Genomic DNA, 13,306 nt, shown 5'->3' with positions numbered 1-13,306 from the left:
GGCCTTCTGGCGCACACGTGCCAGAGGGCGGGATTTAGTGCGCCCACGGCGCCTGAGTATCGGGGGAGAGCCCATGAACAAGATTTTCGAAGTTCCACTCTATGCCTATCAACGCAGCCCGGATCAGGACACGGCAAGCTCGGTACGACACAAGGTTATCGTGATTGGTGCCGGCCCGGTTGGGTTGGCCGCAGCCATTGATCTGGCCCAGAAAGGGGTCCCTGTCGTCGTGCTGGACGACAATGACAAGGTTAGTTTTGGCAGCCGCGCGATCTGCTTTTCACAGCGGTCTCTGGAAATCGCCGACCGTCTGGGCGCCGGGGGTAAGTTGGTCGATAAAGGCGTACTGTGGGATGCCGGCAAAGTCTTTTTTGACAACCGCCAGGTCTATGAGTTTCACCTGCAACCCGACGCCGGCTATGCGCATCCGGCCTTCATCAACCTGCAACAATACTATTTTGAAAAAGCGCTAGTTGAACGGATACGGGAATTGCAGGCCAAGGGCGCGCCGATTGAAATTCGCGGCCAGAACAAGGTCGAAGCCGTCGGCACCCACAACGATCACGTCAAGCTTGAAGTCGAAACGCCCGAAGGCCCCTATAACGTTGAGGCGGATTGGCTGATTGCCTGTGACGGTGCAAACTCGCCTACCCGCCGCATGCTCGGCCTGGATTTCGAAGGCCGTGTATTCGAAGACAACTTTCTGATTGCGGACGTGGTGATGCAGGCGGACTTCCCGACCGAACGCTGGTTCTGGTTCGATCCGCCGTTCAATCGCGGACAATCTGCCCTGCTGCACAAACAACCCGACAACGTGTGGCGGATCGACCTGCAACTAGGAAGGGACATCGATCCCGAGAAGGAAAAACAACCTGAAAACGTGATCCCTCGCCTAAAGGCGATGCTGGGCGAAGAGATCAATTTCGAACTTGAATGGGTCTCGATCTACACGTTCAAATGCCGACGGATGGAGCGGTTCCGTCATGGTCGCGTTTTGTTTGCTGGCGACAGCGCTCATCAGGTCAGCCCCTTTGGCGCGCGCGGGGCCAACTCTGGCCTGCAGGACACAGACAACCTGTGCTGGAAACTAAAGATGGTTATTGACGGCGACGCGCCCGAGCTTTTGCTGGACAGCTACAACCGCGAACGGGTCGAAGCCGCTGATGAGAATATACGCATGTCCACCCTATCGACGGAATTTATCACGCCCAAATCCGATATGTCGCGTCTTTTACGGGATGCGGTTTTGGACCTCAGCGAGCACTACGCGTTTGCGCGCCCGCTGGTCAATTCCGGCCGGTTGAGCACACCATGCGCATATTCCGGATCATCGCTGAGTTCTGCGGATGCTCTGACCGGGCCAGAGATCACGCGCCCCGGTTCCGCCTGCCCCGACGCGCCTTTGGGTGATGAATTTTTGCTGCCCAAGTTGGCCGGAAAATTCACGCTGCTGACGATAGATGCGGATGCACCCGACAGTATCGAAGAGGGCGGTGTACAGGCGACGCGGCTGGCCCTGTCGGTCAAGGATGACCTGTCTTTGGAGTTGAAGCGCAGGTATCTGGGTGATGCCACAGGCGCGGTGTACCTGATCAGGCCTGACCAACACGTTGCAGCCCGTCGCGACACGTTCGAAGAAAACGCATTCCGGCAGGCGATCCGCCGGGCAACAGGTAAGGAGTGAGCGACATGACCGATCTGATCCTTTCCCCCAATCTTGAAAATGCCGACGGTTTCTATGCCGATTTGGTGGCGGCGCATGATGGGCTGGTCAAAGCCGACAGTGACGCCCTGAATGCACGTCTGGTTCTGGTCCTGGCCAATCACATCGGCAATGCAAATGTATTGTCTAGCGCCCTGAAAGCCGCCACGCTGAAGGACACCTGACGAACTGAGGAGATCGATGATGAGCGGCGTGGTGTTGTATGACTTTTGGCGGTCTTCGGCCAGCTACAGGGTGCGCATCGCGCTGAATCTGGCCGGGATCACCTATCGCGGAGTGTCGGTTGATCTGGCAGCGGGCGAACAAAGGTCCGACCACCACTTGGCGCGTAATCCACAGGGGCTGGTCCCCGTGCTCGAGATTGACGGGCTGCGGTTGACGCAATCTCTGGCCATTATCGACTACCTTGACCAAACTCGCGGCCTTGGACTGTTGCCTCCGGAACCGGCGGCCCGGGCGCATGCGCTGGCTTTGGCGCAATCCATCGCGGTTGATGTGCATCCGGTCTGCAACTTGTCCGTCGCGCAGTATGCGACCGCGCTGAGTGATGGTACTGACGGTATGCCCGGTGACTGGATGCGCCATTTCATTCGCCCCGGTCTACTGGCTTTTGAGGCGCTTCTCGAGGGTTTTGAACAAGCACCCTATTGCACCGGGACCAAGCCCGGACTGGCCGATGTTTGCCTGGTCCCGCAAATGTACAATGCGCGCCGTTGGGACGTGGATTTATCGGACTTGCCGCGCAGTTTAAACGCCGAGGCCGCTTGTGCCGAACATCCCGCCTTTGCCGCAGCCCACCCAAATCTCCACGCAACCACTTGATCTGGCGCACAGAGCCTGTGTGACGGCGCAAGTGGCAATACCAATTGCAGCGCCGTACCTTGTTCGAAACGTATGCAAGAGGCCCCAATGTCAGAGATCACCGGCTATCACGCCCATGTCTATTACGACGCAAATACGCAAGCCATTGCCCAGCAGGTCTGTGAAGAGGTCGCCGATCTGTTTCCAGTGCAGATGGGGCGCATGCATGCCAAAAATGTAGGCCCCCACCCGCGATGGAGCTGCCAGTTGGGCTTTGACCCGGACGCGTTCGATCAAGTCATGCCTTGGCTAATGCTGAACCGACAGGGCCTGACCATCTTCACCCACCCCGAAACCGGCGACCATCTGGCGGATCATCGGGACCGGGCCATCTGGATGGGTGAAATGCTGGATCTTGATCTGTCGATCTTTGACAAGGTGGGCACTTAAGTCAGCGCCTTTGCCTGATCCCGCAATTTGAACTTTTGGATCTTGCCAGTCGAGGTCTTGGGTAAAGGTCCAAACACCACCGTTTTGGGGGCCTTAAAATGGGCCATGTTTTCCCGACAGAAGCCGATGATATCAGCCTCACTCGCCTGCGCGTTTGGCTTAAGTTCGATGAATGCACAGGGCGTTTCGCCCCATTTGTCATCCGGGCGCGCAACCACGGCGGCCTCCATCACCGCCGGGTGCTTGTAAAGGATATCCTCAACCTCGACGGATGAGATATTCTCACCCCCCGAAATGATGATGTCTTTCGACCGGTCCTTAAGCGCGATGTAACCGTCCGGATGCATCACCCCCAGATCGCCAGAGGCAAACCATCCACCCCGGAACGCCTTATCTGTGGCTTCGGCGTTCTTGAGGTAGCCTTTCATAACGACGTTTCCTTGCATGAAAATCTCACCCATCGTCTCACCATCAGCAGGCACAGGTTCCAACGTGTCCGGGTCCGCAACCATCAGCCCCGACAGAGCCGTATAGCGCACACCCTGACGGACCTTCAGCGCGGCGCGGTCTTCGGCCCCCTTGTCGTTCCATTCATCCTTCCAGGCACAGACCACTGACGGGCCATAAGTCTCGGTCAATCCATAGACATGGGTAACTTCGACGCCCATGTTTTCCATGCTTTCGATCACCGCAGCGGGTGGCGGCGCGCCAGCGGTCATCACTTTGATCTCATGATCGAAATCCTTGAGGTGATCAGGCGCATTGGCAAGCATGTTCAGAACGATCGGCGCGCCGCAGAAATGCGTGACTTTCTCATCCCGGAACGCCGCATAAATCGGTTCGTCCCGCACGGCCCGCAGGCAGACGGAAACCCCCGCATTGGCGGCCATCGCCCAGGGGAAACACCAGCCGTTGCAGTGGAACATCGGCAGGGTCCACAAATAGACCGAGTGCTTTGGCATGTTCCAGTCCAGCAGGTCCGACTGCGCGTTCAGCGCGGCCCCTCTGTGGTGGTACACGACGCCCTTGGGATTGCCTGTTGTCCCCGAGGTATAGTTCAGCGTGATCGCGTCCCACTCATCCTTGGGAAGCGACCAGTTGAATTCAGGGTCGCCCTCGTCCAGCAAGGCGTCATAGGTCAGGCCGCCCAGCTTCTCACCACCGTCAAAGCTCGGGTCCTCGATATCGACGATCAGTACATCGTGATCCACCTGTTTCAGCGCCTCTTTGACCACGCCTGAGAACTCGGGATCGACCAGAAGGACCTTGGATTCCGCGTGGTTCAGTATGAAGGCAATGATCGGTGCGTCCAATCGAGTGTTGATGGCATTCAGAACAGCACCTGCCATCGGCACGCCAAAATGCGCCTCATACATTTCCGGAATGTTGGCGGCGATGATAGAAACAGTGTCGCCCGTACTGATTCCACGTGCCGACAATGCGCCTGCCAAACGACGACAGCGGGCATAGGTTTCAGCCCATGTATAGCGGCGCGCGCCGAATACCACCGAAGGGTAATCCGGATAAATCTGCGCCGTCCGCTCGATAAAACTCAGCGGTGACAGCGGAGTATAGTTTGCCCGGCACTTGTCCAAATGACGCTCGTAGATGCTGGCCTGTGTCATTTACTAACCCTCCCTCGTCCATTTCGGCGAATTGAGCACAAAGTTGATCCTCTGACAAACCCGTAAAAATACGGCGCGGCCATGGACTGGAATTACGGGATGGTGCAATCTGGCCCTATCTCCGACAGAGCTTTCGCGGTGATCTGAGCCATCGAAACACAAAGCCGGGAAAGCCCATTTTTGGCAACCCGCGCCCCAGTCATTCTGAAAGGACATGTCATGGACGGCACGTTCAACGAAAACGATCTCTCCCACGTGGTCGAGGCCGACCGCGCCCATATCTGGCACCACCTGCTGCAGCATAAGCCATTGGAAACCAATGATCCGAAGATCATTGTCGAAGGCAAAGGCATGCGCGTCTGGGACCAGAATGGCAAAGAACACCTTGATGCTGTGTCCGGCGGCGTCTGGACCGTAAACGTCGGCTATGGCCGCGAATCGATTTGTAAGGCGGTTCATGACCAGCTGATGAAGCTGTGCTATTTCGCCAATACCGCAGGGTCTATTCCCGGTTCGATCTTTGCTAAAATGCTGATTGAAAAAATGCCGGGCATGAGCCGGGTCTACTACACCAACTCCGGCTCTGAGGCGAACGAGAAGGTGTTCAAGATGGTTCGCCAGATCGCGCACAAGCGCTACGGCGGCAAGAAAACTAAGATTCTGTACCGTGACCGCGACTATCACGGCTCGACGCTGGCAACCATGTCTGCAGGCGGTCAGGACGAGCGTACGGCGCAGTACGGCCCCTTCGCGCCCGATTTCGTCCGCGTTCCCCACTGCATGGAATACCGCAAGCACGAGCTGGACGGCGCGCCTGAAGAAAACTTTGGCGTCTGGGCCGCGGATCAGATCGAAGAAGTGATCCTGCGCGAAGGTCCCGAAACCGTTGGCGCCCTGTGTCTTGAGCCTGTGACCGCAGGTGGTGGCGTCATCGAAGCGCCCGAAGGGTATTGGGAACGCGTGCAGGAAATCTGCAAAAAGTACGACATCTTGCTGCATATCGACGAAGTTGTCTGCGGCGTGGGCCGTACCGGCACCTGGTTCGGTTATCAGCAGTACGGCATCAAGCCGGACTTCGTGACCATGGCCAAAGGCGTTGCCTCAGGTTATGCGGCGATTGCCGTGATGGTCACCACCGAGGAAGTCTTTGACATGTTCAAGGACGACATGTCGGACCCGATGAGCTATTTCCGCGACATCTCGACCTTTGGTGGCTGCACCGCCGGTCCAGCTGCGGCAATCGAAAACATGCGCATCATCGAAGACGAGAACCTGTTGCAGAACTGCACCGACATGGGCAACCGGATGCTGGGCAACCTGCAGGCGCTGATGGAAAAGCACGAAGTTATCGGCGACGTGCGCGGCAAGGGCCTGTTCCTGGGTGCTGAACTGGTCGCAGATCGTGCCACCAAAGAGCCGATGGACGAGAAAAAGGTTCAGGCGGTCGTTGCCGACTGTATGGCGCAGGGCGTCATCATCGGTGCCACCAACCGTTCGATCCCCAGCCGCAACAACACGCTGTGCTTCTCGCCTGCACTGATTGCAACCGCAGACGACATCGACCAGATCACCGACGCGGTCGACGGCGCACTGGGTCGTGTATTCGGCTGAACCTAACTGAATACATCTGCCACCACTCACGCAATCACGGCAGATGAACTTAAACCGGCGCGCCACCCGCGCCGGTTTTTTGTGTTTACGCATATGGGTTTGTCAAATGCGTCTACTCCAGTACCCTGTAGTTATCACACCCCATGCAGGAGACGTGTCCAATGGTACTCAAGCTCATCCGAAGCCTCGCCGCCGTGGCCACCCTTGCGGTCACCACCCCTTCCAGCGCTGATGAAGGCAGCGGCTTTCCCCAGATCGTCGGCACCTGGCACGGCACCTATCTGGTGGCCTTCGCCAAATCGAACCCAAATCACGGGAAAGGTCTGCTGAAAACCGAGATGGAGCTGGAAGTCACCAAACTGGACGGCAATCTCATCACTGCCACCAACCGCTGGCGGCGTATCGGCGATGAAGAGTGGGTCGTAGAAGAAGCTATGGGCACTTTCAGTCTGGACGACCCCACCCGCTTTGTTCTGGCCGAGGCTGGGATTTCGGGCGAAGACGTCTCGGCGGGGATTTTCAACGGGGTCTACCTGGATGACGTGATCATGGTCACCTATGCCGGTCCGGGAACCGGCGTGGCGTTTGCGGCGCAGTTGGTGAAGAAAGACCCAAACAAATAGGCTTATGGCTCCGTTGAAATTAGCAAAACTCGCCAGCCAAAGTTTGGCCGCCATCCTTACTCTTGCCGTTATGCCGCCACTGATGCAGACTTGTTTCAGGAAGGATGTCTGCTTAACCGCATAGCAAGTTGGCAGACCACCCAGCGCGACACCATTCTTTGAGAGGAGTGTGTCATGGCATCCAAAACTACAGGGTCCACACCACCGGACAACATGACTCCGCAACATGCGGCCATGCCCCAAATCAACAAGGTAACTACAGGTGATGTCACCGAGTCGCTGAAGGCAGGGTTTTCCGACTTTCTGGCGCGCCCCTTCATGAGTGGGTTCTTCGGCCTGTTCTATGCGGTTTTCGGAATCCTGATGGTTTGGAGTCTGGTCTGGCTTGGAAAGATCTGGATGATCATTCCCGCCATTGTTGGATTCCCGCTGGTCGCGCCTTTCGCTGCCGCCGGGCTCTACGAAATGTCCCGTCGGTTGCAGAACGGAGAGAGGTTCGGCTGGTCAGAAATCCTGACTGTGATGGCCAATCAGCGCAAACGCGAAATGGGATGGATGGCCTTTGTCACCCTGTTCATTTTCTGGGTTTGGATTTACCAGATCCGGCTTTGGCTTGCGATCACCCTGCAAAACGCATCCTTTTCGGATTTTGAAGGGTTCTTGAATACCGTATTCTTCACGCCTCAGGGCTGGGCCTTCCTCGCCATCGGAACTTGCGTCGGCGCATTTCTGTCGGCGGTCCTTTTTTCGGTCACTGTCATTGCCATGCCCATGTTGCTTGACCGGGAAACCAATTTTGTTTCCGCCATGTTGACTTCTTTGCGCGTCGTCGCGGAAAGCCCGGGTGTCATGCTCACTTGGGCTGCGATCATCTCGGTTACCATGCTGTTGTCGCTGGTTCCGGCATTTCTGGGCCTGATCTTCACACTGCCGATCCTTGGCCACGCCACGTGGCATCTTTATCAACGGGCGGTACCACCAGCGCAGGAATAATCTATCCGAGCATCACCATGGACGTTATGCGCTTTAGTTTACCGAAGTGTTGCTGAGTTCACTTTCGGCTATCAATGAAAAAGGCCGCCCCAAACGGGACGGCCCTTCATTCACTGTCTCTCGAAAGAGGATCAAGCAGCCAGAGCGGCCTGAGCTTTGGCGACGATCGTGCCGAACGCTTCCGGTTCGTGCACGGCCAGGTCGGCCAGAACTTTGCGGTCCACTTCGATACCGGCCAAGGTCAGGCCGTTGATGAAGCGGGAATATGTCAGTGCTTCGTCATGCGAACGGACAGCAGCGTTGATACGCTGGATCCACAGCGCGCGGAAGTTGCGCTTGCGGTTCTTACGGTCGCGGGTTGCATACTGGTTCGCCTTATCGACGGCCTGACGGGCAACCTTGAAGGTGCTCTTGCGGCGGCCATAATAACCTTTGGCGGCCTTGATAACCTTCTTGTGACGGGCGTGAGTTACGGTTCCACCTTTAACGCGGGACATCTCTTAATCTCCTCTTAGCGGTCGTAGGGCATGTAGCCCTTGACGATCTTGGCGTCGGGGGCGGACAGGGTGGTGTTGCCACGGGCGTCGCGGATGAATTTCTTGGTCCGCTTGATCATGCCGTGACGTTTACCGGCTTGGCCAGCAAGGACCTTACCGGTCGCAGTCACCTTAAAGCGCTTTTTGGCGCTCGACTTTGTCTTCATCTTAGGCATTTCCGTCTCCTTTCGGGGTTCGGTTTCAGACGCGACTCGGCATGCCATCTCGGCCGGTCACGCGATCAGAAGCGCCGTTTACGCAAGTTCGACTATACTGGCAAGGGGGTTTGGACCAGAATCTGCGCTTTTTACAGGCTGATCAGGCACCGGGGCGACAAAGGCCGCCCCGGTGGTTTGATTTAGTGTTCGAATTTGCGGATTTCGCCAGTCTTTAGTCGACTCGAATAGCTGGCCAGTTCTTCACGCACCACCTTCATCAGGAAGTAGAGCGCAAACACGTTCACGACCGCCATCGCAAAGATTGCCGCATCCGAGAAGTCGATGACAGGGCCAAGATTGGCCGCCGCGCCGATAACAACGAAGATGCAGAAGATGACCTTGAACACCAGCTCCTTGGCGTGGCCTTCCCCGAACAGGTAAGTCCAGGCCTTGAGGCCATAGTAGGACCAGCTGATCATGGTTGAGAAGGCAAACAAGACCACCGCAATCGCCAGTACATATGGGAACCAGCTGAAGGCACTACCAAAGGCTGCCGAGGTCAGGCTGACGCCCGAGTTGCCATCAACAGTCGCAATAGCATTGCCCGCTTCGTTCAGCATGTAATTGCCGGTTTCCGGATCGACGATCAGCTGCTGGGTGATGATGATCACCAGCGCAGTCATCGTACAGATCACAACCGTGTCGATGAACGGCTCAAGCAACGAGACGAACCCTTCGGTGATCGGCTCTTTGGTCCGAACAGCCGAGTGCGCAATCGCCGCAGAACCCACGCCCGCTTCGTTCGAAAACGCGGCACGCCGGAAGCCCTGGATCAGTGCCCCGACCATACCACCAGCGACGCCGAGGCCGGTGAAGGCACCTGCGAAAATCTGGCCGAACGCCCAGCCGATTTGATCAGCATTCATGATGATAATCACCAATGCCGCGGCCACATACAGGATGCCCATGAACGGAACGACCTTTTCGGTCACCCGTGCGATGGATTTCAGGCCGCCGACAATGACAAGGAACACGATGATTGCAAAGACAACCCCTGTGATCCATCCGGGATAGTCGCCCGTGATGCCCGCAATCTGTTGGTGAGCCTGATTGGCCTGGAACATATTGCCCCCGCCCAGCGCGCCCAGAATACAGAAGATCGAGAACAGGACGGCCAGAATCTTGCCTCCAGGCAGGCCCAGCTCGTCAAAGCCCTTGGACATATAGTACATTGGGCCACCGGAAACGGTGCCATCTTCGTATTCGTTACGGTATTTCACACCCAACGTACATTCGGTGAATTTCGACGCCATGCCTAACAGGCCCGCGACAATCATCCAGAAGGTGGCTCCCGGTCCGCCAATGCCTACGGCGACCGCCACACCGGCGATGTTACCAAGACCAACTGTCCCCGACAGCGCCGTGGCCAGAGCCTGAAAGTGGCTGACCTCACCCGCGTCATTGGGATCGGCGTAGTCGCCTTTGACAAGGCTGATCGCATGGCCAAAGAACCGCAGCTGCACAAAGGCAAAGTACAGCGTGAAGACAGTCGCCGCGACGACCAACCAACCCACGATCCACGGGAAACTGGTTCCCGGAAACGGCGCAAAAATAAAGCTAACAAATGGACCGGTGAAATCGGCAAATGCCTGATTGATCTTGTCGTCCAGCCCGGGCGCCTCTTGCGCCATCGCAGGAGCGGCGATCAAGGCGGCGATTACAGCCAGCCAGAGATGTTTCAACATAGTCATTCTCATCCCTCCCGTCAGTTCACAACAGTGACTGGCACATCGGCGTGCATGACCAGATTTTGGGTCGAGCTGCCAAACAAGCGTTTCTTGAATCCATCAGCCGAGGCGCGCCCGACGATGATCTGCGAACCGCCATTCTCAACGGTGATTGCGTTCAGAGTTTCAGCCACGTCGCCATGACGCACGATGCCCTGCACTGTGTAACCATCTGCGGTCAGAGCCTCGACAGCCGGGGTAACAATCCGGTTCGTCGCAAGTTCGATTTCTTCTTCTCGCCGCTTGTGCCGCAATGCGTTCTCTTCAGGGGTCTGAAAAGTAAATGGGGACCATTCGATGACATAAACAACCAGCAATTCACACGTACCAATTCGGCCAGCCAGATCTTTGGCAAAGGCGATGGCGTGTTCTCCGGTTTCTGTCCCGTCCAGTCCAATGACAATTTTCGTTGTCATAACGTTCCTCCAATAATTTTGGTTATGCCGGGACCCGTGCCCCCGGCAGGGCAGCCGGAACCTGGAACTTATTAAGTGGACCGCCCATGCGCCCGAGTATCCCGGAAAAACCCTCAAAAACAGAGAGTTATCTTGCAAACACATCCGTTATTTCGGTATGCTATTGAAATTTATATACTTTTTCCGCCCAAAATTTAGGCGTATCGGTTTGATACCAGCTTTTCAAGGCCCTGCATCGCAACTGTCACCCGGGATCAGTGTTGTAGATCAGCCGTTCATCGCAAGGCGCGATACGCAAAATATTGGTCGTTCCCGGGACGTTGAAAGGCACACCGGCAGTCACCACGATCTGATCGGCTTCGGATGCGAACCCACCGGCACGGGCCGCACGGGCCGCGTTGACGACAGCGCCTTTGAACCGCTCAAGCTCGGGCGTCATCACGCAATGACAGCCCCAGCTCAGACACAGACGCCGCGCGGTTCCCGTGGCAGGCGTCATCGCGATGATCGGAACGCCTGGACGTTCGCGGGCAGTCAGAAGCGCGGTGGTGCCGCTTTGGGTAAAACAGCAAATCGCCTTGATATCTGTTTTTTCTGCAATCTCACGCGCGGCGGCAACGATTCCATCGGCAATAGTGGTCCCCTTTGCCGTCCGGGACGCTGCGATAATCTGCGTGTAGGTCGGGTCCGCTTCGACCTCGATCGCAACCTTGTTCATGGTTTGCACGGCCTCGATTGGGTACGTACCCGCAGCGGATTCCGCGCTGAGCATGATCGCATCCGTGCCTTCGTAGATTGCTGTCGCCACGTCCGAAACTTCGGCCCGGGTTGGCATCGGGCTTTCGATCATGCTTTCCAGCATCTGAGTGGCCACGATCACGGGCTTAGCCGCCCCACGGCATTTGCGTACCAGTCGTTTCTGGATCGGGGGCACCGCCGACACAGGAAGCTCAACACCCAGATCGCCGCGCGCGACCATGATCCCGTCAGAGGCATCCAGAATGTCGTCGAATGCCTCGACCGCTGCAGGCTTTTCGATCTTGGACAGGATCGAGGCGCGACCGTCGGCCAGCGCGCGCGCTTCAAACACATCCTTGGCACGCTGCACAAAGCTCAGTGCCAGCCAATCCACACCCAGTTGGCAGACGAATTCCAGGTCGTCGCGATCCTTGGCCGACAAGGCGGCCAGCGGCAGCACCACATCAGGAACGTTCACACCTTTGCGGTTCGAGATCGTACCGCCGACCTCAACGGTGCAATTAGCGAAATCCTGGCCACAGTCCTGCACGGTCAGGCGGATTTTGCCGTCGTTGACCAGAAGGCGCGCACCCGGCTCCAACGCGGCAAAAATCTCGGGATGCGGCAGGCAAACGCGGTTGATATCTCCGGGCGCAGGGTCCAAGTCCAGACGGAAGGCCGCGCCTTCTTCAAGTTCTTCTGCGTCGTTGGCGAACACCCCGACACGCAACTTGGGTCCTTGAAGGTCAGCCAGAATTGCGATTGGCCTGTCCAGATCTTTTTCAATCTGTCGGATGATCCGGTGGCGTTCGCGGATCTCATCATGGCTGCCGTGACTCATATTCAGGCGGAAGACGTCTGCGCCTGCCTCGTACAGCGCGCGGATCATGTCATAGTCATTTGACGCCGGTCCCAGCGTCGCCACGATTTTCACATTTCTCAGGCGTCGCATTGGTCTGGCTCTCCTAACGTCTTCTCTTGATTCTGCGCAAATGTTACCGCAAACATTGCTCCGCCTGCTTATTGCGCAATTCCCTTTTCAAAGCAACTGCCCTAAACCTGCGACAAACTAGATGACAGGCTTATGACGTATTCCCCGTTTTTTATCCACGGCGCGGATCGGCCCTCGCGCTGGCTGATCACATGCGACCACGCATCCAACTTGGTTCCGCCCGAAATCCACGGTGGCGATCTTGGCCTACCTCGTGAAGATATGGAACGCCACATCGCTTATGATGTAGGTGCCTACGAGGTGTCAAAACATCTGGGTGAGCTTTTGAATGCACCCGTGATCGCGGCCAATTTTTCCCGCCTCGTGATTGATCCGAACCGCGGCGAAGATGATCCGACCCTGTTGATGAAGCTCTATGACGGGTCGATCATTCCCGGCAACCGGCACGCCGATGCGGCAGAACGAGAGCGGCGGTTGAACATGTGCTATCGCCCGTATCATGACGCGCTGGCGCAGATGGCCGCGTTGCCGCATGCGGTGATCGTGTCGATGCACTCGTTCACGCGGCAATTAAGGGGTCGTGATCCCCGCCCGTGGCATATTGGGGTTTTGCATACTCCGGACGAACGGTTCTCGGGCCCGTTGATCAACCGTCTAGAGGCCGAGGGTGACCTTTGCGTCGGCGTTAATGAACCCTATACCGGCGTGCTGCCCGGTGATGCCATTGACAAACACTGTACCAGTTTTGGTCGCCCCAACGCACTGATCGAGCTGCGCAATGACCTGATTGCCGAACACGCGGGACAGCGAGAATGGGCCGAGCGGCTAGCCCCTATCCTGCAGGACGCACTGGGCGAAAGCGGGTTGTGACAAATGCCCTCACGTCATTGTGA

Annotated in this window: 14 protein-coding genes; 8 read left to right on the top strand and 6 right to left on the bottom strand. The window is 57.0% G+C overall.

Going from position 1 to position 13,306, the window contains the following annotated elements:
• Window positions 1–73: 73 nt before the first annotated feature.
• The 4 genes from AC2FFP_RS13395 (at window position 74) to AC2FFP_RS13380 (ending at window position 2,974) form a co-directional block, all read left to right on the top strand.
• Window positions 74–1,684 carry an FAD-dependent oxidoreductase gene (locus tag AC2FFP_RS13395; protein WP_496881147.1) on the top strand — a complete coding sequence of 537 codons (1,611 nt, stop codon included), beginning with the start codon at window positions 74–76 and terminating at the stop codon, window positions 1,682–1,684.
• A gap of 5 nt (window positions 1,685–1,689) precedes the next feature.
• Window positions 1,690–1,887: a DUF2783 domain-containing protein gene (locus AC2FFP_RS13390; protein ID WP_200833234.1), complete on the top strand. Its 198-nt coding sequence runs from the start codon at window positions 1,690–1,692 to the stop codon at window positions 1,885–1,887.
• A 19-nt stretch (window positions 1,888–1,906) separates the two neighbouring features.
• Window positions 1,907–2,545 (top strand): maleylacetoacetate isomerase, encoded by a 639-nt coding sequence (gene maiA, locus AC2FFP_RS13385; protein WP_496767276.1) that lies wholly within the window; start codon window positions 1,907–1,909, stop codon window positions 2,543–2,545.
• An 87-nt stretch (window positions 2,546–2,632) separates the two neighbouring features.
• Window positions 2,633–2,974, top strand: a complete 342-nt coding sequence (locus AC2FFP_RS13380) for a DOPA 4,5-dioxygenase family protein (RefSeq protein WP_496767278.1) — start codon at window positions 2,633–2,635, stop codon at window positions 2,972–2,974.
• Here the strand turns inward: AC2FFP_RS13380 and AC2FFP_RS13375 are convergent.
• A complete protein-coding gene (locus AC2FFP_RS13375) occupies window positions 2,971–4,599 on the bottom strand; it encodes an acyl-CoA synthetase (RefSeq protein ID WP_496881146.1) in 1,629 nt (542 codons plus the stop codon). The two genes, AC2FFP_RS13380 and AC2FFP_RS13375, sit on opposite strands and share 4 nt — an antisense overlap.
• 219 nt (window positions 4,600–4,818) lie before the next feature.
• Here AC2FFP_RS13375 and AC2FFP_RS13370 point away from each other — a divergent pair, with 219 nt between their 5' ends.
• The 3 genes from AC2FFP_RS13370 (at window position 4,819) to AC2FFP_RS13360 (ending at window position 7,826) form a co-directional block, all read left to right on the top strand.
• Window positions 4,819–6,210 carry an aminotransferase family protein gene (locus AC2FFP_RS13370; RefSeq protein ID WP_496767314.1) on the top strand — a complete coding sequence of 464 codons (1,392 nt, stop codon included), beginning with the start codon at window positions 4,819–4,821 and terminating at the stop codon, window positions 6,208–6,210.
• A gap of 161 nt (window positions 6,211–6,371) precedes the next feature.
• The gene (locus AC2FFP_RS13365) at window positions 6,372–6,833 is read left to right on the top strand and encodes a hypothetical protein (RefSeq protein ID WP_496767282.1); all 462 of its coding nucleotides are present in this window, start codon (window positions 6,372–6,374) and stop codon (window positions 6,831–6,833) included.
• A 174-nt stretch (window positions 6,834–7,007) separates the two neighbouring features.
• On the top strand, window positions 7,008–7,826 hold the full coding sequence (locus AC2FFP_RS13360; RefSeq protein ID WP_496767283.1) for a DUF2189 domain-containing protein: 819 nt from the start codon (window positions 7,008–7,010) through the stop codon (window positions 7,824–7,826).
• 131 nt (window positions 7,827–7,957) lie between these two features.
• Here the strand turns inward: AC2FFP_RS13360 and rplT are convergent, their stop codons facing one another.
• The 5 genes from rplT to pyk form a co-directional block, all read right to left on the bottom strand.
• Window positions 7,958–8,323 carry a 50S ribosomal protein L20 gene (gene rplT / locus AC2FFP_RS13355; RefSeq protein WP_058273348.1) on the bottom strand — a complete coding sequence of 122 codons (366 nt, stop codon included), beginning with the start codon at window positions 8,321–8,323 and terminating at the stop codon, window positions 7,958–7,960.
• A gap of 14 nt (window positions 8,324–8,337) precedes the next feature.
• The gene (gene rpmI / locus AC2FFP_RS13350; protein ID WP_010443552.1) at window positions 8,338–8,538 is read right to left on the bottom strand and encodes a 50S ribosomal protein L35; all 201 of its coding nucleotides are present in this window, start codon (window positions 8,536–8,538) and stop codon (window positions 8,338–8,340) included.
• Between the two features lie 182 nt (window positions 8,539–8,720).
• Window positions 8,721–10,271 carry an alanine/glycine:cation symporter family protein gene (locus AC2FFP_RS13345; protein WP_496844409.1) on the bottom strand — a complete coding sequence of 517 codons (1,551 nt, stop codon included), beginning with the start codon at window positions 10,269–10,271 and terminating at the stop codon, window positions 8,721–8,723.
• A gap of 14 nt (window positions 10,272–10,285) precedes the next feature.
• Window positions 10,286–10,723, bottom strand: coding sequence for a universal stress protein (locus AC2FFP_RS13340; protein ID WP_058279007.1), 438 nt, complete (start codon window positions 10,721–10,723; stop codon window positions 10,286–10,288).
• Between the two features lie 244 nt (window positions 10,724–10,967).
• The gene (pyk, locus tag AC2FFP_RS13335; protein ID WP_108861341.1) at window positions 10,968–12,413 is read right to left on the bottom strand and encodes a pyruvate kinase; all 1,446 of its coding nucleotides are present in this window, start codon (window positions 12,411–12,413) and stop codon (window positions 10,968–10,970) included.
• Window positions 12,414–12,545: 132 nt separating this feature from the next.
• Between pyk and AC2FFP_RS13330 the strand changes: the two genes are divergently transcribed.
• Entirely contained in the window at window positions 12,546–13,283 is a 738-nt protein-coding gene (locus AC2FFP_RS13330) for an N-formylglutamate amidohydrolase (protein WP_496780210.1), read from the top strand.
• The last annotated feature ends 23 nt before the right edge of the window (window positions 13,284–13,306 follow it).

It is taken from the genome of Ruegeria sp. YTSC004 (genome assembly GCF_059609805.1).
This window is presented reverse-complemented; position numbering and strand designations above follow the sequence as displayed.

Excerpts from the sequence above, each read along its gene's own strand:
- rpmI (WP_010443552.1), bottom strand. The coding sequence starts at position 8,538 with ATGCCTAAGATGAAGACAAAGTCGAGCGCCAAAAAGCGCTTTAAGGTG.
- AC2FFP_RS13365 (WP_496767282.1), top strand. The coding sequence starts at position 6,372 with ATGGTACTCAAGCTCATCCGAAGCCTCGCCGCCGTGGCCACCCTTGCG.
- maiA (WP_496767276.1), top strand. The coding sequence starts at position 1,907 with ATGAGCGGCGTGGTGTTGTATGACTTTTGGCGGTCTTCGGCCAGCTAC.
- rplT (WP_058273348.1), bottom strand. The coding sequence starts at position 8,323 with ATGTCCCGCGTTAAAGGTGGAACCGTAACTCACGCCCGTCACAAGAAG.
- AC2FFP_RS13395 (WP_496881147.1), top strand. The coding sequence starts at position 74 with ATGAACAAGATTTTCGAAGTTCCACTCTATGCCTATCAACGCAGCCCG.
- pyk (WP_108861341.1), bottom strand. The coding sequence starts at position 12,413 with ATGCGACGCCTGAGAAATGTGAAAATCGTGGCGACGCTGGGACCGGCG.
- AC2FFP_RS13375 (WP_496881146.1), bottom strand. The coding sequence starts at position 4,599 with ATGACACAGGCCAGCATCTACGAGCGTCATTTGGACAAGTGCCGGGCA.
- AC2FFP_RS13345 (WP_496844409.1), bottom strand. The coding sequence starts at position 10,271 with ATGACTATGTTGAAACATCTCTGGCTGGCTGTAATCGCCGCCTTGATC.
- AC2FFP_RS13340 (WP_058279007.1), bottom strand. The coding sequence starts at position 10,723 with ATGACAACGAAAATTGTCATTGGACTGGACGGGACAGAAACCGGAGAA.
- AC2FFP_RS13360 (WP_496767283.1), top strand. The coding sequence starts at position 7,008 with ATGGCATCCAAAACTACAGGGTCCACACCACCGGACAACATGACTCCG.
- AC2FFP_RS13330 (WP_496780210.1), top strand. The coding sequence starts at position 12,546 with ATGACGTATTCCCCGTTTTTTATCCACGGCGCGGATCGGCCCTCGCGC.
- AC2FFP_RS13370 (WP_496767314.1), top strand. The coding sequence starts at position 4,819 with ATGGACGGCACGTTCAACGAAAACGATCTCTCCCACGTGGTCGAGGCC.
- AC2FFP_RS13390 (WP_200833234.1), top strand. The coding sequence starts at position 1,690 with ATGACCGATCTGATCCTTTCCCCCAATCTTGAAAATGCCGACGGTTTC.
- AC2FFP_RS13380 (WP_496767278.1), top strand. The coding sequence starts at position 2,633 with ATGTCAGAGATCACCGGCTATCACGCCCATGTCTATTACGACGCAAAT.